The following is a 21,376-nucleotide window of genomic DNA, read 5'->3' on the forward strand; positions in this document are numbered from 1 at the left end:
CCCCGGGCGGCGGCCCTGACCGCGACGGCCCAGGCCGTCGCGGTCGCGCTGTGCACGGCGGGTGCGGTGGAGCCGGTGCGCGCCCCGGCCGGGCCCCGGCCCTCCTGGCCGCGCCCCCGCCGCCGCGCCGCCGGGCCGCGCCCCGGGCGGGGGAGCGGCCCGGCGGGACGGGTCAGTCGCGGAGCTTGGCGACGACGTCGATCTCGACGAGGATGTTCGCCAGGTCGGAGCCCACGGTCGTGCGCACGGGGTAGGGGGCGGAGAAGTGCTCCTCGTAGACGGCGTTGAACTCGGGGAAGTCCGCCTTGAGGTTCTCCAGGTGGACGGTCGCCTTGACGACGTCGTCCAGGGTCAGCCCCTGCTCGGCGAGCACGGCGGAGACGTTGGCCAGGACCTGGGCGGTCTGCTCGCCCACGGTCGGCGCCACCTGGCCGGTCTCGGGGTCCTGGGGGCCGAAGCCCGCCGTGTACAGGAACCCGCCCGCCACGACACCCTGGCTGTACGCGCCGGCGGGAGCGGGGGCCTTGTCGGTACGGATCGCCTTCTTGGACATCGGGGAACTCCTCTGGTCGGGTGGCGCGTGCGCGCGCCGTTGCTCGTACAGGATCGCAGGCGGTCGTCGGCAGAATTATTGGCAACAAAGTTACCAATTGCCCTCGGGGCAGCGTATCTTGGGTCACACCGGTCACAGCCCGGCGGCACGCCGGACCGGAGGGGCCGGGCCCCCGAACGGAGGAACAGTGCAGCCTGAGACCGTACTCACCGGCGGACGGGTCATCGACGGCACCGGAGGGCCGTCCAGGCGGGCCGACCTCGTCCTGCGCGGCGGGCGCATCACCCGCGTCGCCCCGCCCGGAGGGGCCCGCGGCCAGGGGACCGCCGTGGACGTGACCGGGCTCGCCGTCGCCCCCGGGTTCATCGACATGCACTCCCACTCCGACCTGGCCGTCCTCGCCGACCCCGCGCACGAGGCCAAGACGCTCCAGGGCGTCACCCTGGAGGTCCTGGGCCAGGACGGCCTCGGCTACGCCCCCGTCACCGACGACACCGCGGACGAGCTCCGCGCCCAGCTCGCCGGATGGAACGGCGCCCCCGACCTCGACCACTCCTGGCGCACCGTCGGAGAGTTCCTCGACCGCGTCGACGCCGGGGCCCCCGTCAACGCCGCCTACCTCGTCCCCCAGGGCAACGTCCGCATGGCCGTGCTCGGGGGGGAGGACCGCCCGCCCACCCCGGACGAACTCGACCGCATGCGCGCGATCGTCGCCCGAGGCATGGAGGACGGCGCGCACGGCCTCTCCAGCGGACTCACCTACACCCCCGGCATGTACGCCACGGACGATGAGATCGTCGCCCTGCTCGCCCCGGTCAGGGCGGCGGGCGGCTACTACTGCCCCCACCACCGCAACTACGGCTCCAGGGTCGTGGAGTCCTACCGGGAGTGCCTCGACGTGGCCCGCCGCGCCCAGGTGGCCCTCCACCTCGCGCACTGCCACGTCAACTTCCCGCAGAACCGGGGCCGGGCCCCCGAGGTCCTCGACGCCATCGACGAGGCCACGGTCCGTCACGGGCTCGACGTCACCCTGGACAGCTACCCCTACCGCGCGAGCGCCACCTACCTCGGCGCCCCGCTGCCCAGCTGGGCGCAGACCGGCGGCACCGCCGCCACCCTCGACCGTCTGCGCGACGCGCCGACCCGCGCCCGCGTCCTGCGCGAGATCGAGGTCGACGGGACCGACGGCAACCACGGCGTCCCCATGGACTGGGAGGCCATCGTCGTCACCGGCGTCGCGGACCCCGCCCTGTCGTGGGCGGTCGGGTCGTCCGTCGCCGACCTCGCCGAGGAGCGCGGGGAGCAGCCCGGCGACCTCTACATGGACCTGCTCGTCGCCGACGGGCTGCGCAGCGGCTGCCTCCTCCAGGTCGGCAACGAGGAGAACATCCGCACCATCATGCGCCACAGTTCCCACACCGGGGGGAGCGACGGCATCCTCGTCGGCGCCAAGCCGCACCCGCGCGGCTGGGGCACGTTCCCCCGGTACCTCGGCCACTACGCGCGCGATCTCGGCGTCCTCACACTGGAGGAGTGCGTCCACCACCTGACCTCGCGGCCCGCCCGAAGACTCGGGCTGAGCGACCGGGGCGTCATCCGGCCCGGCGCCGTCGCCGACCTGGTCGTGTTCGACCCCGACACCGTGGACGCCCTCGCCACCTACGAGGAGCCCCGGCGGTCGCCGGCGGGCATCCACCACGTCCTGGTCTCCGGGGAGTTCACCGTCAGGGACGGGCGCCGCACCGACCGCCTGCCCGGAAGGTCCGTTCGGAGGAACCGGGGGTGAGCGAGCACACCGCGCGGGAGGCGGACGGGACGGAAGGGGCGCCGGGAGTGGCGGCGAGCGGGGTCGACGCGGTCTGCGTCGGCGAGACCATGGCGGTGCTGACCTCACCCGGGCCGCTCGGGGCCGGGACCCGGCTCCACGTCGGCACCGGGGGGGCCGAGTCGAACGTGGCCGTCGCCCTGGCCAGGCTGGGGCACGCGTCCGCCTGGGTGAGCAGGGTCGGCGACGACCCCTTCGGCAGGATCGTCACCGACGCCGTGGCCCGGTGGGGCGTGGACGTGCGCGGCGTCGTCGTGGACCCCGGGCTCCCCACCGGCCTGTACGTCAAGGACACGGCCCCCGGCGGCGCCGGGGTCCTCTACTACCGCTCGGGGTCGGCGGCGTCCGCGCTCTCGACCGCCGACGCCGACCGGGTGTGGTCGCGGGGCGCGCGGATCGTGCACCTGTCCGGGATCACCCCGGCCCTGTCCGCCCGCGCCTCGGCCCTGGTCGAGCGCCTGCTCGACCGGCGGACGGGCGACGGTGCGCTGCGCTCCTTCGACGTCAACCACCGGCCCGCGCTGTGGCCCGCGAGGGTGGCCGCGCCCGTGCTCCTCGACCTCGCCCGCCGCGCCGACGTGGTGTTCGTGGGCCGGGACGAGGCGGAGCGGCTGTGGGGCACCCCGACCGCCGAGGACGTGCGCGCGGTGATGCCCGAGGTCGGGACGCTGGTGGTCAAGGACGCGGAGCACGGTGCGACGTGCTTCGAGGGCGCGGGAGCGGTCTTCGAGCCGTCCCCGGAGGTCGAGGTGGTGGAGGAGGTCGGCGCGGGCGACGCCTTCGCCGCCGGGTTCCTGTCCGGGCTGATCGACGGGCTGTCCGCCGAACGGCGGCTGCGGCTGGGCCACGCGGTCGCCGGCGCGGTCCTGCGCTCCCACGGGGACACGCTGGACGCCCTGCCCGAGGGGCTCGCGGAGATCCGCGGACGCGCCGTGGAGGCTGCGGGGGACTAGGGCGCGGTCCGCGGGTGCCGCCCGTCGCGAGCGGCGCATCCGGTGCGTTCACCGCAAGGCCGAAGAAGGAGTCGGGGCGCGGTCCGCGGGTGCCTCCGGCGGCCCGGCGCCCGCGCCGATCGCCGGGCCCCCTCCCACGGGACGGGCGGCGAAGGCCGGCCCGGGTCCGGCCGTCCGGGTGCGGGCGGCGCGGCGAGAGGCGGCCCGGCGGACACGGGCCCGGAACGCCTCCGGGGCACACCCCCGGGGCTCCCCGGCCCCGCCGTCCGTCCCCGCGTCCCCGGCGCCGGAGCGCCCCGTCCCGGGACACGGGGGACACACCTCCGGCGGTGCGGCCGCGCCTCGGGCCCCGGGCCTCCGAACCGGCAGAGAGGTATTGACTTGCGATAGAAAACAATCGATTATCGATACATGCACAAGTACCTCATCCTTCTCCTCCGCGCCGCGATCGCCATGGCCGTTCTGCTCGGGCTCTTCGGACAGTTCGTGGTCATCCCCGGGGCGGCGGCCGACGAGGTCGCGTTCTTCCCGCCCTACGCACCGCTCCAGGTGCCCTACGTGACGGTGGCGATCCTCGGGGTCGCCTGCGTCCAGGTCGCGCTCATCGCGGTGTGGACCCTCCTGGGCATGGTCGAGCGCGACGCGATCTTCGACGGGAGGGCCTTCGCCCGGGTGGACGTCGTCATCGGGGCCACCGTGGTGGCGACACTGCTCACGGCGGGGGTGACCGTTCACCTGTTCGTGGCCGAGATCCCCTCACCGGACGACGGCATGGACCTGTTCGCCGCCCTGGGCGCGGCGTTCGTGACCACCTGCGTGGGCACCGTGTTCTCGATGGTGCTCGTCCTCATGCGCGGCCTCCTGCGCAAGGCGACGGACCTGCGGACCGAGCTCTCCGCGGTGGTCTGATGGCGATCGTCGTCGACCTGGACCTCCTGCTCGTCCGGCGCGGCATGTCGGTCGGGGAGTTCGCCGAGGCCGTCGGGATCACGCCGGCCAACATCGCCGTGCTGAAGAACGGCCGTGCCAAGGCGGTGCGGTTCACCACCCTCGACGCGATCTGCCGCACGCTGGAGTGCCAGCCCGGCGACGTCCTGCGCTGGGTGCCCGACGACGAGGGGCAGGAGGCGGACCAGGGGTAGCGGGGCCCGGAGGCCCCGCGACGCCCGGCGCCGTTGCGCCCGCCCACGGCGGGGCGGGAGGGCGGTCCGCGGCGACCGGTCGCACACGGACCCTCCCGCGAGGGGCCGGCCGCCGGCGGGGCGACCTCAACCGATGACGATCGCCCCGGCCAGGACCGGGTCGCCGAAGGTGACCGTGCCGTGCCCCGAGGCCAGGGCGCGGCTGCCCTGGCAGCTCGTGCCCGAGAACAGCGCGAACTTGACCTTCGCCTCGGTGGAGACCTCGGTGACGCCGCCCTGCCCCGTCTTGAGGGTGCGGCACCCGCCGTTCTCCACGGTCTGCCGGTAGCCCGACTCGAAGGTGACTCTGACCGGGGGCGCCTGGTCGTCCCTGCTCGACAGCCCGGCGATCGCTCCGGCGATGGTGGCGGACATGGTGGCGAGGTTCGCAGGGCGGATCGGCACGGGACTCCCCTTTTCGACCGGGTTCGCACGGGCACGACGGCGCCTGGCGAGTGCGGAGATGGTTACTCCGTGTCATTTAGCTACAGGGCCCCGCGAAAGGTGAGGAGCCCCGGCGGAGTGTCGGCGGATTTCTCGGGCCCGCCCCGGGACGTTGTCGGACCGTACCGCCGCGGATAGGATGCGTCCCGACCGGCATGTGCGGCGAAAACGGGGAAGGAGGCCGGTATGGGGCTCCTGCTCGCGTTCTTCGAGTTCCTCATGGTCGGCTTCGTGCCCTCCGAGCTCCTGCCCGCGCCCGGCTCCCTGGTGCTGCTGGTCGCCGCCGTCGGCGCGGCCATCGCCCTGTTCGTCCTCCACGGCACCGCGCCGTGGCCCGCCGGCGACACCGCCACGGGCGCCGCGCACGCGATGCGCCGCAGGTCGGCACGCCTTCCCGTGCTCACCCTCAGGGACCCCGACGCGGCCGGACGGCCCCGTCCCAGGGCTCCCGGCGCGGCCCTCCCGGCCGCTCGCTGACCGTCACGGCACACCCGTACGACGACCGTTCCACGCGTGTGCCCGCGCCCCCGGGCGCGGTCCGAGCGGCCTGACGTCTGTCTCCCACCCCAGACGAAGGGCCGACCCACCTTGTACAGCTTCGGGCCGATCGCGGCCGGCATGACCCTGCTCTCGGCGATCCTCGCCGCGTTGACCACCCTGCTCACCCCGCTCACCGGGGGCCTGGCCACCGGGCTCGCGGTGGTGGCGCTGACCGTCGTCGTCCGCCTCCTGCTCGTCCCGCTGGGGGTGATGCAGGTCCGCGCGGAGAAGACGCGGGCGCGTATCGCCCCGCGTCTGGCGGAGATCACCGCGAAGCACCGGGACGACCCCGAGAGGCTCGTCGCCGAGCAGCGCAGGGTGTACGGCGAGGAGGGCGCCTCGCCGTTCGCCGGCTGCCTGCCCGCCCTCGCCCAGATGCCCGTGGTCATCGCCCTCTACGGCGTGTTCATCGGGGCGGGGGCGACGGCGGACCCGATGCTGGCGCACACGTTCGGCGGCGTCGGGCTGGGCGCGACGCTCGCGTCGAGCGCCGACGGCCTCGTGGTGGCCCCGGTGTTCGCGGTCCTGATCGGTCTCATCGCGCTCGTGGCGTGGGCCAACCGCCGCTACCTGATGCTTCCCGTGATGCGGGCGAACGCGGCGGTCAGCCCCGGGATGCCGCAGATCACCGGCCCGCTCACCTACATGCAGTACACGACCGTCGTGATCGCCGCGTTCGTGCCGCTCGCCGCGGTCCTCTACCTGCTGACCTCGACGGCGTGGGCCCTGGGGGAGCGGCTCCTGCTGCGCCGCCTGCTCCCGGACTGACGGCCGGCCCGCGCCTCGCGGGTCAGAACTCGACGGTGACGCAGGCGAGGCGGTCCCCGGCGGTGCCCGCCTCGCCGTGCCCGGTCATGGTGTGCTGCTCGTGCAGGACCAGGGACCGGGCCTCCCCGTCGCGGAACTCCCAGTCGACGGTGGCGGTGGACTGGGCGCTGCCGCCCTCGTCGGTGGTGAAGTCGAGCCAGACCTCGTTCTCGGGGTTGGCGTAGGCGGGGTCGGAGGAGGGTTCGTCCTCGGTCGCCGCCGGGTCGGGCTCGTTCTGGTAGTGCGGGCCCGCGTCCTCGGGCCGCTCGCCGCAGGGCCGGGTGTGCACGTGGGCGCCGAACTCGCGGTCGGCCTCCAGGCTGGTGCCCGTGAACTGCACGTGCGTCTGGCCGTCCTGGACGCGGACCTGCACGTCGGAGGTCGCCCCCTCGGGCACGGCGTCCTCGTCGTAGGTGACGGCCCCCACCCCCTCGGCCGGCAGCATGAAGATGGACGCCGTCACGCTGGGGGAGGCGGTCGGCTGGGAGACGGGCGGCTCCGAGGTGGCCGATCCCCCGTTGGTCCCGGTCCCCTCCTGCGCACACCCGGTGGCGAGGATCGCGGTCAGGGCCAGGCCGATGGTGAGCGGTGACGTGCGCATGACGGAACTCCCGGTGTGTTCTCGACGGTCGCCCGCAACATTACCCAAGGTGACAAAGGTATGACCAGCTGTGCGGAACGTGATGCGTCGGGGGTGGGAAGGCCGTCCTGAGTGTGAGGGCCGCGGGGGAGGGGCCGTTCTCGCGCACCAGGCCGAGACGCCTTCCGGCCCCCTCGACAGTGGGGATCGTACCGCCGGGAGGCCGCGGCGGGGCCGGGGGCGCCTTCCGGGGGTGTGCGTCCCGGCGCGCCAAGGGCCCGCGGGGGCGGTCGCCCAGGGGCCGGGGCGCTCCCCGGCCCACGCCCGGCGGGCGCCGGTGCAGGTCGGAGTCGGGTTTGTTTGTCCCGAAATGGACAGTATGAGACTGTCGTCACAACAAGAGCAAGAATCGGAGGACTCATCCGTGAGCAGTGAACCCGGCGCGTCCCCCCGGACGTCGCCAGCATCCCCCACCGACGACGAGAACGCGACCGACAGCCGGCGCACCGTCGTCCGCAAGGTCGTCGGCCTCCTCCTGGGCCCCGTCCTCGGCCTCGCCGCCTACCTCGCCATGCCCGGCATCGCCCTCCCCGTCGACGGGGGCGACGGGGTGATGGTCCCCGAGGGCGAGGTCTCCTCCAACGCAGCGATCGTCGCCGCCGTGGCCGTCGTCATGGCCGTCTGGTGGATGACCGAGGCGCTTCCCCTCCCCGCCACGGCCCTCCTCCCCCTCGCCCTCTTCCCGGTGCTCCTGGACGGCGTGCCGATCGGGGACGTCACCGCCCCCTACGCCAACGAGATCATCTTCCTGTTCATGGGCGGGTTCATCATCGCCCTGGCCATGCAGCGCTGGAACCTGCACCGGCGCGTGGCCCTGGCGATCGTGGCCGCCGTCGGCAGCGGGCCCGTCACCATCATCGGCGGGTTCATGCTCGCCACCGGCTTCATCACCATGTGGGTCTCCAACACCGCGACCGCCATGATGATGCTGCCCATCGGCCTCGCGGTCATCGGCCTGGTCGCCCAGCTGCGCGGCGGCAAGGCCGACCCGAACTTCGCCACCGCGCTCATGCTCGGCATCGCCTACGCCTCGTCCATCGGCTCGGTGGCCACCCTGATCGGGACCCCGCCCAACGCCCTGATGGCCGGGTACCTGGCGCAGGAGCACGACATCCACATCGGCTTCGGCCAGTGGATGCTGGTCGGGGCGCCGCTCGCCGCCGTCTTCCTCGTCGTCTGCTGGCTCCTGCTCACCAAGGTCGTCTACCCGCCGGCGGCGGGGGACATGGGCGAGGCCCGGGAGCACATCCGCCGGGAGCTGCGCGAGATGGGGCCCATGACGCGCGGCGAGTGGACCGTGCTGGCCGTGTTCGTCGCCACCGCCGTCGCCTGGGTCACGGTGCCGTTCCTCGCGGACAACGCGGCGGTGAGCGCCGCGCTGCCGTGGCTCGCCTCCGTCACCGACGGCGGGATCGCCATCGCCGCCGCCATCGTGCTGTTCATCGTGCCCGTGGACGGGGCCCGCGGGGTCCGCGCCATCGACTGGGAGCAGGCGAGCAAGCTGCCCTGGGGCGTGCTGCTGCTGTTCGGGGGCGGGCTCAGCCTCTCGGGCCAGTTCGGCTCCAGCGGCCTGAGCCTGTGGATCGGCGACCTGGTCGCGGACCTCGGTGACGTGCCCGGCTGGGTGTTCGTGCTGATCGTGGCCGCCATCGTGCTGCTGCTCACCGAACTCACGAGCAACACCGCCACCGCCTCCATCTTCATTCCCGTGATGGCCGGCGTCGCGCTGGGACTGGGCCTGCCCATCATGACCCTGGTCGTCCCGGCCGCCCTCGCCGCGTCCATGGCGTTCATGCTGCCGGTGGCCACGCCGCCCAACGCCATCGTGTTCGGCACCGGCCACATCCGGATCGGCCAGATGGTGAAGGCGGGCGTCCTGCTCAACGTCGTCGCACTGGTCCTGATCATGCTGAGCATGTACACGACCGTCATGTGGGTCTTCGGCGCCTGACGGGCCGCCGGGGCCCGGCACGACCCGGCCCCGGCGTCCGCCGCGGCCCCGCGCCCTCCGGGCGGGCGGGGCCGCGGCGGGATGGGACACTGGTCGCGGACCACGACCCCTGCCGAACAGGCGACATGCGAACGATCAGACGCGACGGCGAGCACGAGCTGGAGATCAAGAGGTCCCGGTTCGTCTGCGCCCTGGCCAGGGCGGACGGCGAGGACGCCGCCCGCGCCTTCATCGCCGAACGGCGCAAGGAGCACTGGAACGCCTCCCACAACTGCACCGCGTACGTGCTCGGCGAGGACGGCGGCGTGCAGCGCTCCAGCGACGACGGCGAACCGGCGGGCACCGCGGGCGTGCCCATGCTGGAGGTGCTCCGCCACCGCGGACTCACCGACACCGTGGCCGTGGTCACCCGCTACTTCGGCGGGACCAAGCTCGGCGCCGGGGGGCTCATCCGGGCCTACGGCGGCGCCGTGTCCGCCGCCGTGGACGCGGTCGGGGTCCTGGAACGCCGACGCCTGCTCCTCGTGGACGTGTTCGCCGACTACGTGCTCGGCGGACGCCTGGAGAGCGACCTGCGCGACTCGTCGCTGACCGTGCGCGGGGTCGCCTACGAGGACCGGGTCCGCATCGAGGTGGCCCTCCCCGAGTCCGACCTGGACGGCTTCGGCCTCCGCCTGGCCGAGATGACCGGGGGCCGGGCCGAGTTCGAGGTGAGAGGCGCCACCGTCGTCGAGGTCGAGCCCTGATCCCGCCGGACGCCACGTTCACGTGGCCGTAACAGTGGCGGTCCACGTGTATCGGCGGACGACGGGGCAGCTTAGGATTTGCCGTATACGTCGTCGTCCCCTGGGAGAAACCGTCCATGCGCAGCTCACGGGTGCCCCAGGCCCTCACCTGCGGCCTCGCGGCGCTGCTGGCGGCCGGCTGTACCGGCGAGCCGGAACCTCCCGCGCCCGCCCCCGAGGCGGAGCCCGCCCCGGTCCCGACCTCGTTCGGGGGTGAGGCGCCGCCCGGGGTCGAGGGCGAGGTCCTGCGGTACCTGCACGGCGACTCCGCGGAGGCCCACGACATCCTCGACGACCCCCTCGGCGTGCGGATCAGCCCGGTCGGCGAGTCCTTCCTCATCAGCTCCGGCGGCGAGGACCGCCACCTCCTGCACGACGCGGCGACCGGCGACACCCTCTGGGAGGGCGAGGCCCGCTTCCGGGGCTTCGACTCCGCCGCCGACGGCGCCCGGGTCCTGTCGATGGCGGACGCGGACGGGGTCCCGTTCGTCCTGGACTCCCGCGGCGAACCGGTGTGGGAGCCCCGGGAGGAGGGTGATACCTACCTCGACGGACTGGCGGTGCGACGCCCCGAGGGGTGGAGCGCCGAGGAGCCCCACGGCGAGTTCACGCTGCTCGACGCCGACGGCGAGGAGCTGTGGTCGTACGAGTTCGCCGAACCCGAGGAGACCGAGGAGACCGAGGAGCCCGACGGTGACGGCGCCGACGGGGACGGCGGCGCGGGGGGACCCGGCTTGGGCGTGCCCGTCGCCGCCCGCGGCGACATGGTGGTGCTCGCGTCCGGCGGCCCCTCGCTCCAGGCGCGCTCCGTGGCCGCCGACACGGCGGGCGAGGAGCTGTGGACGGTCGACGGGGAGGACGCCGGCCTGGACGCCTCCGGGCCCGTCCTCCCGCCGCAGGTGATGGGCGTCTACCCGCTGCCCGGCCAGGAGGAGGGCGGCGGGGCCGGCCCCACGGACGGCGGGGCGGACGGGGAAGCAGGGGAGGACCGCGCGGACGAGGCGGTCGTGCTCCTGCGCTGGGCCCAGCCCGAGGCCCCCTCCACGCTCTCCGCCCACGACCCCGCCACCGGGGACCTGCTGTGGACCCTGGAGGAGCCGGGCGCCAACCCCGCCGCGGGCGCGTTCGACCCGGCCGGGACCGTCGGCAACCTGTACGACGCCTCCACCGGCGTCCTCCTGTTGCCCCAGGCGAGCGGGGAGGCCACGACGGTCGCCGTCGACCTCGCCGGGGGAGAGGTCCTCTGGGGGCTGGAGGAGGAGGCCGGGTCGATCTCCCCGGCCTTCGCCTTCGACGGACTGGTCTACGGCGACTCCCGGGGCAGCACCGGCGCGGACGAGCAGCTGGTGCTCGACGCCGTCACCATGGACGTGGTGGACGACGACCTCTCGGCGTACGTGGAGGCGGTCACCGAGGACGGGTACGCGATCCTCGTCCACGACCGGCAGCGCTTCGTGTACGGCCCTCCGCCGGGGGAGGACCCCTCCGAGGCGCCGGCGGACGACCCGGAGCAGGACGCGGACCCGTCCGCCTCCCCCGGCGACGGGGGCTGACCCGGCCGGGCGCGCCGGCCGGAGGGGCGGGGCGCACGGGCGGCGGGAGGCCGCCGCCCGGAGGGGCGCTTCGCGGGGCCGCGCGCCCGGAAGGGGCCCGGCGCCGGTGACCGCGCGGAACACCACGGAACGACATTGACTGCGCTGTCGGTGCCCTGGTAGACATTCTCTGCCTTCATCCTCTCCCCGGCCCCTGATCCGCGCCGAACCCCCCGTCGACGCCTCCGGCCCCCGCCGGCCGACGGGATGGTGAGCCACTCGCAAACGGGAGCCAAGCATGGTGGACCCCTCCTCCGACCCGGCGGCGCCCGCGCCGTCGGCTCCCCGAGCCGCCCCCCTGCGGCGCTGGGCGCGGGCGGTCGGCGAGCGCACCCGCTCCCACGCCTCCGGGATCACCGTCACGCTCCTGGCGGCGGCCGTCGTCAGCTCCGTCCTCGGGACCGGGGCCGTCGGTCGCGCCGACGAGATGTCCGACGGCACCGTCTGGCTGTGGACCAGCCCCGTCGGCGAGGCCGTACGGGTCAACGGGAACAACGCCGCGGTCGACCTCGTGGCGTCCCTGCCCGAGGCCGCCGGCGTGGACGTCCAGGTCGTCCAGAACGACGAGTACCTCCTGCTCTACGACCCCGCCACCGGCAAGGTGACCTCGGTCGACCTCCGGCGCATGGGGTACTCCGGCGTGCTGGAGCTCGGGCGCGGGGGCGACTTCGGGCTCGTCCTGGGGGAGGACACCGCGGCGGTGATCGACCGCGCCACGGGCGAGGTCAAGGCCGTCGATCCGGCCACCCTCCAACCGACCGGGGCCACCCTCAACATCCCCGCGCCCCTGACCGGCGGCGCGTTCGACGGCACCGACACCCTCTGGCTCGGCGTGCCCACACAGGGCACGGCCGTCGGCGTGCGGATCCAGGGCGAGGACGCCGCCATCACGGAGACGCTGGCGGTGGCGGAGCCCGGGACCGGGATCGCCATGACCGTCCTCGACGACGGCGCCCTCGTGACCGACCCCGGGGGCGGGCGGGTGGTGGCCGTGCGCGGCGACGGCGACCCCGTGGCCACGGAGGTCCCCGTGGAGCTGGAGGGCGCGGAGATGCCCGTCCGCACCCACGGCGACGTCGTCGCCGTGACGCTCCCCGGGACCGGCGAGGTCCTCACCGTCACCGATCCGGCCGGGTCCGCCGGGATCGGGCACTTCCCGGCGGGCGACGGCGGGGGCACGGCGACCGCCTACGAGGGCCGCGTCTACGTGCCGTTCCCCGAGGAGGGGACGGTCCGCGTCTTCGACGCGCAGGGCGCCGAGCTCAACCCCGTCTCCCTGCCCGGGGCCGAGGGCCCCCTGGAGCTGGAGGTCCGGGAGGGACGCCTGTACATCAACTCCCCCCATACCGGGGTGGCCGCGATCGTCGACCCGGACGGCGGGGCCACCGTCGTCGACAAGGCCGATCCGCCGCCCGGCCCGGGGGACGCGGACGGCGGGGCCCCCGCACCGCAGCCCCTGCCGGGCGGGAACGCCGGGGAGCGGCCGGAGACCGGGGGCGCCACCCCCGAACCCGGCGCCGGGAGCCCGGAGTCCGAGGGGCCGTCCGCGCCCGCGTCGGACCCCACCCCCGCGGGGGCCGGCGAGCCGGACCCCGCCCCGGACGGGGAACCCGACGCGGGGGAGGCGCCCGGCGCGCCCACGCCCGTGTCCGTCACCGCCGGGGACGGCTCCGCGTTCCTGAGCTGGCCCGAGGCCTACTCGCCGGACGCGCCCGTGGATGAGTACCGGATCACCTGGGAGGGCGGCAGGGTCACCGTCGGCGGGGACGAGCTGGAGGCCGAGGTGACCGGCCTCGCCAACGGCTCCGCCTACCGGTTCATGGTCCGCGCGGTGAACTCCCACGGCACCGGTCCGGCCGCCCAGACCTCCGAGATCGTGCCGGGCCCGCAGGCCCCGGACGCCCCGGCCGAGGTGACGGCCACGGCCTCGGGCAGCGGCACGGCCACCGTCTCCTGGAGCGCGGTCGAGGGCGCCAACGACTACCTGGTCGCCACCAGGGCCGCATCCGGCGAGAACCCCAGCGACCGCACCTCGGGGCAGACGTCCGTGGACGTCGCGGGACTCTCGCCCGGCGAGACCTACACGTTCACGGTCACCGCCCGCACGGAGGGCATGGTGAGCGGGGCGTCGACCGACAGCGCCCCGCTCACGATGCCCGAGGTGCGGTTGGGCGCCCCGTCCGGCGTCTCGCACACGGTCTCCGGGGACAACGTGACCGTGACCTGGACCCAGGTCGACGGCGCGGCCGAGTACACGATCACGCCGCGCGGCGACGGGGGGCTCGGGGCCGTGACGGTGACCGGGTCCTCCGCCGGGGGCGGGCAGCTCTCCCACACCCTCGGGCGCGGGGGGACGGGACGCTGCTACTCCTTCACCGTGGTCGCCGTGGGGGCGGACGGGACCGCCGCCGATTCCAGTACCAGCAGCCAGTCCAGGTGCGAACAGGAGTTCAGATGAGCCTCCGCCGGAAGCGTGCCCGCCGGACCTGGGCGGGCGCGGCGGTCGTGGCCGCCGCGGTCCTGGTGATGTCCTCGGCCACCGCCGCCCAGGGCGCCGACCCCGTCGCGCTGTGCAACGCGAACAGCCCGGATGGGGCCCTGACCTACAGCCGGAACGCCGCGGGCTGGCCCAAGCCCCTTCCGAACGGGCAGGGCAGCGTCTACCTCTACTACGAGAGCGCGACCGGCTACAACTGCGCGGTGACGGTCGGCAACGGGGGCTACGCGGACGTCGGCCTCCGGCGCTCCGACGGCGCGGGCGCCCCGCAGTGGCGGACGGGCTCCGGCACCGCCGGACCCGTCTACGTCCAGGCGGAGGGCGTGTGCGTCGACGTGTCGGGGGCGGTCGGGGACCGGTCGGCCACCTGGCTCGGCACCAACTGCGGCGCCTGACCGGCCCCTCGGGGGCCGGACCCCGGCGCGCCCGCTCCCGCGGCGCGCCCGCTCCCGCGGCGCGCCCCCTCCCGGGGCCTGACCCCGGCGCGTCCGGTCACCCCGCTCCGAGCTCCGCGCACGCCTCCTCCGACGGCGCGACCTCGTCCGCGCTCAGGACGGCGATGACGACGAAGCAGTACTCCCCGGCGTCGAGGCCCGTCACCCGCGCCTGCGCCGCACCGGGTCCCGCCTCCGCGAGCGCCGTGTAGGCCCCGCCCGCCGGGCCGCCCACCACGTGGTGCGGCGTGCCCTCCCCGGCGTTGTCCGTCCACGTGAGGACCACCGCGCCGCCGGAGTCCTCCACCCCGACGTCCGTGGGGGCCGACTCCCGGGAGACGGCGGCGTGCGGGGCCGAGGAGGGGTCCACCGGTGCGGGGGCCGGGTCCTCCCCGGGCTCCACGAGTCCGACGGAGGCCAGGAGCGCGGCGACCTGCCCCGGGTACACGAAGGCCGCCAGCCCCAGGGCGATGACGACGATCGCCGCCGAGGACACGGCCACCTGGGCGAGGCGGAGCCGCCGGGACCGCCGTTCCCCGGCGTCGCGTGCCCCCGGCGGGGGGACGGATCCGCGGTCCGGGGCCGGTCCGCCGGTGGCGGGCCGGTGCGGGGCCTGCGCGGCGGGATCCGCGTACGCCGTGCCCGGCCCGAACGCCGGGGCGGGCGGCGGCGCTGCGGGAGCGGCCCGGGGCGGTTCCCACTCCACCAGCCCCTGCCAGGGGTCGGCGTCGTCGCCCGGAGGCGGTGCGGGGTCGGTCCGGGGAGCCGTTCCGGGGGCGCGCGGGCCCGCAGGGGCCGGGCCGTCGGCGGGCGGGCGTCCGGGGCGCCCGGCGGCACCGGACTCGGAGGAGGCGTCAGGGACCCCCGTCAGTTCCGCGGCCGGCACCGGACCGGGACCGGGAGCCTTCCGTCCCCGGCCGGCGGTGCGGGCAGCCGGTGCGTCCGGCCCCGGGACCCGGTCGGGCACGGGGGACCCCGGCACGGTGCGCGCGCCCGTCCGGCCGGGCCGCGGGGCGTCCGCCGCCGGTGTGTCGGCCCCCGGCCCCCGCTCGGGGCCGGGTTCCTCCCGCGTCCTCGGGGGAGCGTGCGACGGCTCGGCGCCGTCGCCCGAGGCCCGGCCGGTTCCGGCAGGCGGTCGCGGCGGGGCGTCCGCCGCCGGTGTGCCCGCGTCAGCCGAGGCGGCCCCGGGCCCGGGGACCGCGCCGGGGGCGGTCGGCGGCGGGCCCGCCACGGGGGGAGCCGGGGGCGGCGCCGACCCCGGCGCGTCCGCGACGCCGCCGCGCGCCGGAGCCGCGGGGGCCGCCCCCGCCGCCCCGGCGCCGTCCGGGGCCAGGGCCGCGGCGAAGCCCTCCGCGTCGGCGTAGCGGTTCCCGGGGTCCCGGTCGAGCGCCCGCGCGAGGGCCGCGACCAGCGGGGCGGGCAGGCCGGGGCGCGGCGGCCCCGGCACCCCGCCGCCGAGCACGCGCTCCCGGTAGCCGAAGGGGTCGGCGGCGGCCTCCGCCCCGTCACCGAACGGGGGCCGTCCCGCCAGCAGCTCCCACAGGGTGGCGGCCAGCCGGTAGACGTCGGAGGCGGCGGTCGGCGGTTCACCCCGGACCGCCTCCGGCGGGGCGTGGAGCAGCGCGCCGGTGCGCGGCCCGGCCGGAGGCGGGAGCGCGCCCCCGGGCAGCACCGCGCCTGCGTCCGCGAGGACGGCGCGCCCCTCTCCCGCCAGCACGTTGGACGGCTCCACGGCGTGGTGGAGCAGGCCGAGCGCGTGCACGCCCGCCAGCGCACCGGCCACGTCCAGGCCCACGCGCACGACCTCGTCCGCCGGGAGCGGACGGCGGTCCGCCAGGATCCGCCCGTAGTCCCCGCCCCCGTGGAGCTCCATGGCCACGAACGGCCGTCCCGACGTGGTCGAACCGTGGCCGAGGACCCGCACCACCCCCGGCACGCCGGACAGCCGGCGCGCGCGCTCGGACTCGGCCCCGCCGTCCGGGCCGCGCAGGACCTTGACGGCGACCGGGTCGCCGCCCGCGTCCGGGACGGCCCGGTAGACGGTCGAGGAGGCGCCGCGGTGCAGCACCTCCAGGGAGTGGAACCCCGGGACGAGGCTGCCGCCGGATCCCGTACTACTCATGGAACGCCCCTTCCCCGCCGTGCGGCGGGCGACGGTCGGAGGCGGGCGTCACGGCGCCCGCCAGAACAGGGGACGGGGATCGAACCACCAGGCCAGCCTCCTGCCGCGGCCCAGCGTGCGCCGCAGCGCGCGGGACTGGCGGCGGACCCCGTCGACGATGTGCGCGGACTCCGCCGCGGAGACCCCGGCGCCCGGGGCGAAGCCGACCCGGTTGACCGCCCCGGCGAGGCGGCGCAGGTCGACCCGCGCCCACTCCCGCCCCTCCTCGGGCAGGAGCGCTCGGACGAGCGCCACGGTGTCGCCGACGGTGTGGCCCGGCGGCGGCGCGCCCGCGTACTGGCGCAGGTGGTCGCGCAGCTCCCGCCACGCGCCCAGCACGCGCCGTTCGGGGACGCCGGGCCTCAGCCGCCACCGGCTCCGCGCCAGTCGCAGCGCCGGTACGGCGGCCGCGGCGGCGAGCAGCAGGCCCCCCGTGGCCAGGAAGGGCCACAGCGGCGCCGGACCGGCCTCCCTCCCGGGCGGCGCGCCCGGGTCGGCGCCGTCGTCCGCGCCGTCCGCGTCGTCCGGCTCCTCGGGGGACCCCCCCTCGGCCGCGCCGGAGGAGGCCCCCTCGGCGTCGTCCCCGCCCTCCTCCCCCGGGGTGACGGCGAACGGCACCCACCCGACGCCGTCGAAGTACACCTCGCCCCACGCCAGTGCGTCACCGGTCAGCACCGTGCGCACGCCGTCCCCCTCGTCGGAGCCGGAGCCGAACCCCACGACGACGCGGCTCGGCAGGCCCGCCGCGCGGGCGAGCATGGCGAACGCGCTCGCGAACTGCTCGGAGGTCCCGCCGCCGCCCTGCTGCCCCGGCGGGGCCAGCATGTCCGCCACGTTGGCGTAGCCGTGGCCCCCGGGCGTCCGCGCCGAGAAGTAGTGGGACTCGCGCAGGTACTCCGAGAGGTGGACGGCGCGCTCGTACGGAGACCCCTGCCCGGCGACGGCCGCCGCCACGTCGTTCAGGACCGGCGGCGCCCCCGGGGGCAGCTCGCGGTAGCGGTCGAAGACCGCGTCGGCCGGAACGGACGCGTCCGCGAGTTCGGCCGCCCTCCAGTCCGCCACGTCGCCGGTGACCTCGTAGCGCGCGCCCGCGATGCCGCCGTCCGCGCTCACCACCGTCCCCGAGACGGCGTCGTAGCCCAGGGGCTGGAGCCCGACCCGCCGCGGGACCCCGACGACCGGCGCCCATCCGCCCGGCAGGTCGTCGCCGACCGAGATCTCCGCGCTGACCCCGGTGGCGTGCGGGGGCGGCGGCACCGGGTCGGGCAGCACCTCGCCGGCGGCGCGGTAGCCGCCCTCGGGCAGCCACGTGGTCCCGGTGAACTCCGCGAGGGCGACCCACCGCAGGTCCACCGGCTCCTCGGAGCGGACGGTGAGCAGTGGGTCGTCCGGTTCGGCGGCCCAGGCCGCGAGGTAGCCGAGAGGGTTGAGGGCGGCCTCCGGCGCGAGGGGCGGCCGCACGGTCTCGCGCGGGTCGCCCGGGTCCGCCTCCCAGGGGGCGAGGAGGACGGGGCCGCCGAACACCGTGGCGGCGGCCGCCAGCGCCGCCGTGACCGCTGTCACCAGGGTCCGACCGAGCCGTCCGAGGGTCTGCGCCTCCGCCTCGTCGACCTCGATCCGCAGGTCCCCGGACCCGGCGCGCGCCCGCGCGGCGGTCCGGTCGTCGGAGGACGCCGCCATGAGCAGGACCGCGGCGACCGCGACCAGGCCGACGGAGGGGAAACCCGGCGGAGCCACCGGGCCGTTCAGGACGACGGCGCCGACGAGCGCCAGGAGCCCGGGGAGGACGGCCAGTGCGGGCCTGCTCCCCTGCCAGAGCAGCACCGACGCGACGCCGGTGATCCACGTGGCCAGGAGCGGCAGCGTCAGGGTGTCCGCGTTCAGGGGGGTGGGCGCCGCACTCGTCAGGATGCGCGCCCCGGAGTGGAGGAGGGCCTCCACGGTCCCTCCCAGCACGCCCGTCCCCTGGCCGGGCAGCCGGGCCGCGCACACCACCACGCCCGCGAGGGGCAGGGGGAGGCCGACGAGGACCCCGGCGAGCGGGGACAGGCGGGCCCGCGCCGCCAGGGTCACGGCGACGGAGAGCAGGGCGCAGAGGGGCAGCACCGCGTAGACCGGCGCAGGGGCGGCGTAACCGGGGGCGAGGGCGACGCCCCCCGCCGCGGCGGCCATGACCAGCCCGAGGGGGGCCAGGACGGAGCGGAGAGGAGTGCCGGGTCCCCGCCCGGGGGCGGGCGCGGTGCCCGGGGGGCGCTGCGGGGTCAGCGTGGCCATGACGTCTCGTTCCAGCGTTCGACGAACCCCGCCGCGTCGCCGGCGGCGAGCAGGGTGACCGGAGCGGGCACGCCCGGCCGGTCCTCCGTGCCGACGGTCACGGCGACCAGGGCCGAGTAGTGGTGCCCGAGCTCTCCGAAGGACCGCAGGTCGGCGGTGGTGAGCGCGCCGCTGACCAGGACGGCCGTGTCCCCGGAGGGCCGGGTCCGGGCCAGGCGGAGGGCCTGCGCGAGGTCGGCGTCCGGCGCCGGACGCGCCTCGGCCAGGAGGTCGAGCAGCGGGGGCAGCCCTCCGGTGCTGTCGCGCCCCCGACCGCTCACCAGGCCCACCTCGCAGTGGAGCGACGCCTGCACCGCGGTCGCCAGCACCGAGGCGGCCGCGCTCGCCACCTCGTCCAGCCGCTCCTCGCCCCCGGCCGTCGGCCGGTCGTCGACGATGACGTGGAGGCGCGGCTGCGAGGTGTCGATGTACTCGCGCACGACGAGCCTGTCCAGCCGCGCGGAGCTGCGCCAGTGGACCAGCCGCAGGTCGTCGCCGGGCACGTAGTCGCGCAGCGAGTGGAAGGTCTGCGCGCCCGCCGGGGCGCCGTCGGCCGTGCCCTCCGGGTCGGCCACCCGGCCGACCGGGACGGTGCGCAGGCGCTCCCACCGGGGGTGGACCCACACCCGGTCGGCGCCGCCGGACTCCCGGTACACCGCGGCGAGCCCCAGCGGGTCCGCGCGCCCGACCCGGAGGGGGCCGAGCGAGACCACCCCGCGCCGGGTCGCCCGGACGCGGTACTCGGCCCCGCCCGTGGCGCGCGCTCCCAGGGACGGCAGCCGGACCGGCCGCTCGCCCCCGTGGCCGCGCACGGGCTCGACCACGCCGACGGAGCGCCGGCCGGGGTTGCGCATCTCCAGGCGCACGCGCAGGTCGGACCCCGGCGAGGTGCGAGGGGAGGGGAGCGAGCGCCGGACCGCCACGGCGGCCGGACGCCCCACCACGATCGACGCCGCGGCGACCGCTGTCACGGCCACGCCGCCGAGCAGGGCCAGCTCCTGGTACTGGGACGCGACGCCCACCGCGAGGAGGAGCAGGCCCGCCCCGGCGACGAGCCACCCCCGGACGGTCGGCATCAGCGGACCGCCGGGGCCCCGGCCGCGCCCGGGGACGGCGCGGGGGTCTCGCGGAGGATCCCCTCCAGGACGTCGGCCCCGGTGCGCCCGCCGACCGCGGCCTCCGGGGACAGGACCAGGCGGTGGGCCCAGACCGGCTGGGCCAGGAGCTTGACGTCCTCGGGCTCCACGAAGGGGCGGCCCGAGACGAGCGCGAGCATGCGGGCCGTCCTCGCCATGGCCACCGTCGACCTGGTCGACAGGCCCACGCTCAGCTCCCGGTGGTCGCGTGTGGCGTGGGCGACCCGGAGCACGTACTCGTAGACGGAGTCGTGGACGAACACCCGCCGCGCGTCGCGCCCCATGGCGGCCATCCGCTCGGCGTCGACGGTCGGCTCCAGGTCCTCGGGCGTGACGAGCCGGTCGCCCCGGATGATCGCGAGCTCGGACGCCGGGTCGGCGTAGCCGAGGGTGAGGCGCATGAGGAACCGATCCAGCTGGGCCTCGGGCAGGCGGTACGTGCCCGACATCTCCACGGGGTTCTGCGTCGCCACGACGAGGAAGGGGGAGGGGACGACGTGCTGGACGCCGTCCACGGTGACCGCCCGCTCCTCCATGACCTCCAGAAGGGCGGACTGGGTCTTGGGCGAGGCCCGGTTGATCTCGTCGGCGATGACGACGTTGGCGAACACGGGGCCGGGACGGAACTCGAACTCGCGGGTCCCCTGGTGGAAGACCGTGACGCCGCTGATGTCGGAGGGCAGGAGGTCCGGGGTGAACTGGATGCGCCGCCAGTCGCCGTTCGCGCTCGCGGCGATGGCGCGGGCCAGGGTGGTCTTGCCGGTGCCGGGGACGTCCTCCAGCAGGATGTGGCCCTGGGTGAGCATCGCGACCAGGGCCAGGCGTACGACGTCGGACTTGCCCAGGACCGCTGCCTCGACGGAGGCGGCGATGCCGTCGAACTCGTCGGCGCGGATGACCGCGTCGTCGGAGGTCAGGGGGGCGTCCGCGGGGGGAGAGACGTGGGTGTTCATGGAGAGGGCGTCTTTCCGCGTGAAGTGCTGGGGGTGGAGCGCCGCCGCCGTTCACGGCGGCGGGGAGGCGTCTCGGAGGGAGCACTCGGGGCAGGCGCTCACCGGCGTGAAGATAGCGCGATCACGGCGAAACCGCACGAAACGGCACCGATGGTGCGGACCGCTCCCGGGGGAGCGGTCCGGGGAGGGCGGAGTCAGGCATGGAGCGGTGTGGCGCCCCTGCCCTTTCCTCGCAGCATCGGTCCCGACATGCCGTAGCTCTGTCCGGAGCCCGCGATCTCGAAGGCCCCCGCCAGGGCGGAGAGCAGGCCGGTGGCGCCGCCCACCGCGGCGCCGGCCGCGCCCATGACGCCGGAGGCGGCCCCCGCGGCCAGGCCGCCGAGGGCCCCGAGGCCCTGGAGCCCGGCCTTCGCCCCGAACTTGAGGGCGCCCAGGGAGAAGGCCCCGACGCCCTTGGCGCCCGCCTTCAACAGGCCCTTCCAGCCGCCTCGCGCGGCGAGCCAGGCCCCGCCGCGGGAGGCGACGGCGCCGCCGAGCCGCTGCACCCCTGTGCGCAGCGCTGCGCCTCCGAGGGCGACGACGATAGGTGCGACCATGGTGGATCATCCTCT

General features: G+C 76.2%; 19 protein-coding genes. 11 read left to right on the forward strand and 8 right to left on the reverse strand.

Annotation, left to right across the window (positions count from 1 at the left end; translation table 11 throughout):
• Positions 1 to 172: 172 nt before the first annotated feature.
• The gene (locus tag ACIRPH_RS17145) at positions 173 to 553 is read right to left on the reverse strand and encodes a RidA family protein (RefSeq protein ID WP_402915277.1); all 381 of its coding nucleotides are present in this window, start codon (positions 551 to 553) and stop codon (positions 173 to 175) included.
• Positions 554 to 740: 187 nt separating this feature from the next.
• Between ACIRPH_RS17145 and ACIRPH_RS17150 the strand changes: the two genes are divergently transcribed.
• The 4 genes from ACIRPH_RS17150 (at position 741) to ACIRPH_RS17165 (ending at position 4,473) form a co-directional block, all read left to right on the forward strand.
• Positions 741 to 2,339, forward strand: coding sequence for an amidohydrolase family protein (locus tag ACIRPH_RS17150; protein WP_402915279.1), 1,599 nt, complete (start codon positions 741 to 743; stop codon positions 2,337 to 2,339).
• 47 nt (positions 2,340 to 2,386) lie between these two features.
• The gene (locus ACIRPH_RS17155; protein WP_402916006.1) at positions 2,387 to 3,331 is read left to right on the forward strand and encodes a sugar kinase; all 945 of its coding nucleotides are present in this window, start codon (positions 2,387 to 2,389) and stop codon (positions 3,329 to 3,331) included.
• 411 nt (positions 3,332 to 3,742) lie between these two features.
• Complete coding sequence (locus tag ACIRPH_RS17160; protein ID WP_402915281.1) at positions 3,743 to 4,240, forward strand: DUF2975 domain-containing protein; 498 nt, start codon at positions 3,743 to 3,745, stop codon at positions 4,238 to 4,240.
• Positions 4,240 to 4,473, forward strand: a complete 234-nt coding sequence (locus ACIRPH_RS17165) for a helix-turn-helix domain-containing protein (protein WP_402915283.1) — start codon at positions 4,240 to 4,242, stop codon at positions 4,471 to 4,473. Before ACIRPH_RS17160 ends, ACIRPH_RS17165 begins: the two co-directional genes overlap by 1 nt.
• Before the next feature lie 126 nt (positions 4,474 to 4,599).
• Here ACIRPH_RS17165 and ACIRPH_RS17170 read toward each other — a convergent pair whose 3' ends face one another.
• Complete coding sequence (locus ACIRPH_RS17170; RefSeq protein ID WP_355013198.1) at positions 4,600 to 4,917, reverse strand: hypothetical protein; 318 nt, start codon at positions 4,915 to 4,917, stop codon at positions 4,600 to 4,602.
• Positions 4,918 to 5,142: 225 nt separating this feature from the next.
• On the opposite strand from ACIRPH_RS17170, the gene ACIRPH_RS17175 reads away from it, so the two are divergent.
• Together ACIRPH_RS17175 and ACIRPH_RS17180 are read left to right on the forward strand one after the other, a co-directional pair.
• Positions 5,143 to 5,433, forward strand: a complete 291-nt coding sequence (locus ACIRPH_RS17175) for a DUF6412 domain-containing protein (protein WP_402915286.1) — start codon at positions 5,143 to 5,145, stop codon at positions 5,431 to 5,433.
• A 111-nt stretch (positions 5,434 to 5,544) separates the two neighbouring features.
• Entirely contained in the window at positions 5,545 to 6,264 is a 720-nt protein-coding gene (locus ACIRPH_RS17180; RefSeq protein WP_402915289.1) for a YidC/Oxa1 family membrane protein insertase, read from the forward strand.
• Between the two features lie 22 nt (positions 6,265 to 6,286).
• On the opposite strand, the gene ACIRPH_RS17185 is transcribed toward ACIRPH_RS17180, so the two are convergent.
• Positions 6,287 to 6,904 (reverse strand): superoxide dismutase family protein, encoded by a 618-nt coding sequence (locus tag ACIRPH_RS17185; protein WP_402915292.1) that lies wholly within the window; start codon positions 6,902 to 6,904, stop codon positions 6,287 to 6,289.
• Positions 6,905 to 7,307: 403 nt separating this feature from the next.
• On the opposite strand from ACIRPH_RS17185, the gene ACIRPH_RS17190 reads away from it, so the two are divergent.
• The 5 genes from ACIRPH_RS17190 (at position 7,308) to ACIRPH_RS17210 (ending at position 14,163) form a co-directional block, all read left to right on the forward strand.
• Positions 7,308 to 8,894, forward strand: a complete 1,587-nt coding sequence (locus ACIRPH_RS17190) for an SLC13 family permease (RefSeq protein ID WP_402915295.1) — start codon at positions 7,308 to 7,310, stop codon at positions 8,892 to 8,894.
• 125 nt (positions 8,895 to 9,019) lie between these two features.
• The gene (locus ACIRPH_RS17195; RefSeq protein ID WP_402915298.1) at positions 9,020 to 9,640 is read left to right on the forward strand and encodes a YigZ family protein; all 621 of its coding nucleotides are present in this window, start codon (positions 9,020 to 9,022) and stop codon (positions 9,638 to 9,640) included.
• Between the two features lie 116 nt (positions 9,641 to 9,756).
• On the forward strand, positions 9,757 to 11,232 hold the full coding sequence (locus ACIRPH_RS17200; protein ID WP_402915301.1) for a PQQ-binding-like beta-propeller repeat protein: 1,476 nt from the start codon (positions 9,757 to 9,759) through the stop codon (positions 11,230 to 11,232).
• 277 nt (positions 11,233 to 11,509) lie between these two features.
• A complete protein-coding gene (locus tag ACIRPH_RS17205; RefSeq protein ID WP_402915304.1) occupies positions 11,510 to 13,729 on the forward strand; it encodes a fibronectin type III domain-containing protein in 2,220 nt (739 codons plus the stop codon).
• Entirely contained in the window at positions 13,726 to 14,163 is a 438-nt protein-coding gene (locus ACIRPH_RS17210; protein WP_402915306.1) for a spore-associated protein, read from the forward strand. The genes ACIRPH_RS17205 and ACIRPH_RS17210 overlap by 4 nt, the downstream gene beginning before the upstream one ends.
• Before the next feature lie 97 nt (positions 14,164 to 14,260).
• Here ACIRPH_RS17210 and ACIRPH_RS17215 read toward each other — a convergent pair whose 3' ends face one another.
• The 5 genes from ACIRPH_RS17215 to ACIRPH_RS17235 all read right to left on the reverse strand — a co-directional run bounded on the left by ACIRPH_RS17215 (position 14,261) and on the right by ACIRPH_RS17235 (position 21,361).
• Positions 14,261 to 16,324, reverse strand: coding sequence for a protein kinase (locus ACIRPH_RS17215; RefSeq protein ID WP_402915309.1), 2,064 nt, complete (start codon positions 16,322 to 16,324; stop codon positions 14,261 to 14,263).
• Between the two features lie 48 nt (positions 16,325 to 16,372).
• Entirely contained in the window at positions 16,373 to 18,637 is a 2,265-nt protein-coding gene (locus tag ACIRPH_RS17220) for a transglutaminase-like domain-containing protein (protein WP_402915311.1), read from the reverse strand.
• Positions 18,625 to 19,752: a DUF58 domain-containing protein gene (locus ACIRPH_RS17225; protein WP_402915313.1), complete on the reverse strand. Its 1,128-nt coding sequence runs from the start codon at positions 19,750 to 19,752 to the stop codon at positions 18,625 to 18,627. Before ACIRPH_RS17225 ends, ACIRPH_RS17220 begins: the two co-directional genes overlap by 13 nt.
• On the reverse strand, positions 19,752 to 20,765 hold the full coding sequence (locus ACIRPH_RS17230; protein ID WP_402915316.1) for an AAA family ATPase: 1,014 nt from the start codon (positions 20,763 to 20,765) through the stop codon (positions 19,752 to 19,754). The genes ACIRPH_RS17225 and ACIRPH_RS17230 overlap by 1 nt, the downstream gene beginning before the upstream one ends.
• A 194-nt stretch (positions 20,766 to 20,959) precedes the next feature.
• Entirely contained in the window at positions 20,960 to 21,361 is a 402-nt protein-coding gene (locus ACIRPH_RS17235; RefSeq protein ID WP_402915319.1) for a hypothetical protein, read from the reverse strand.
• Positions 21,362 to 21,376 lie beyond the last annotated feature (15 nt).

The sequence above is a fragment of the Nocardiopsis sp. NPDC101807 genome (genome assembly GCF_044766605.1).
Classification (GTDB): Bacteria; Actinomycetota; Actinomycetes; order Streptosporangiales; family Streptosporangiaceae; genus Nocardiopsis; species Nocardiopsis tropica.

Coding starts and splice junctions, on each gene's coding strand:
- ACIRPH_RS17145 (WP_402915277.1), bottom strand. CDS start 553: ATGTCCAAGAAGGCGATCCGTACCGACAAGGCCCCCGCTCCCGCCGGC.
- ACIRPH_RS17160 (WP_402915281.1), top strand. CDS start 3,743: ATGCACAAGTACCTCATCCTTCTCCTCCGCGCCGCGATCGCCATGGCC.
- ACIRPH_RS17165 (WP_402915283.1), top strand. CDS start 4,240: ATGGCGATCGTCGTCGACCTGGACCTCCTGCTCGTCCGGCGCGGCATG.
- ACIRPH_RS17175 (WP_402915286.1), top strand. CDS start 5,143: ATGGGGCTCCTGCTCGCGTTCTTCGAGTTCCTCATGGTCGGCTTCGTG.
- ACIRPH_RS17185 (WP_402915292.1), bottom strand. CDS start 6,904: ATGCGCACGTCACCGCTCACCATCGGCCTGGCCCTGACCGCGATCCTC.
- ACIRPH_RS17195 (WP_402915298.1), top strand. CDS start 9,020: ATGCGAACGATCAGACGCGACGGCGAGCACGAGCTGGAGATCAAGAGG.
- ACIRPH_RS17200 (WP_402915301.1), top strand. CDS start 9,757: ATGCGCAGCTCACGGGTGCCCCAGGCCCTCACCTGCGGCCTCGCGGCG.
- ACIRPH_RS17205 (WP_402915304.1), top strand. CDS start 11,510: ATGGTGGACCCCTCCTCCGACCCGGCGGCGCCCGCGCCGTCGGCTCCC.
- ACIRPH_RS17210 (WP_402915306.1), top strand. CDS start 13,726: ATGAGCCTCCGCCGGAAGCGTGCCCGCCGGACCTGGGCGGGCGCGGCG.
- ACIRPH_RS17215 (WP_402915309.1), bottom strand. CDS start 16,324: ATGAGTAGTACGGGATCCGGCGGCAGCCTCGTCCCGGGGTTCCACTCC.
- ACIRPH_RS17220 (WP_402915311.1), bottom strand. CDS start 18,637: ATGGCCACGCTGACCCCGCAGCGCCCCCCGGGCACCGCGCCCGCCCCC.
- ACIRPH_RS17225 (WP_402915313.1), bottom strand. CDS start 19,752: ATGCCGACCGTCCGGGGGTGGCTCGTCGCCGGGGCGGGCCTGCTCCTC.
- ACIRPH_RS17230 (WP_402915316.1), bottom strand. CDS start 20,765: ATGAACACCCACGTCTCTCCCCCCGCGGACGCCCCCCTGACCTCCGAC.
- ACIRPH_RS17235 (WP_402915319.1), bottom strand. CDS start 21,361: ATGGTCGCACCTATCGTCGTCGCCCTCGGAGGCGCAGCGCTGCGCACA.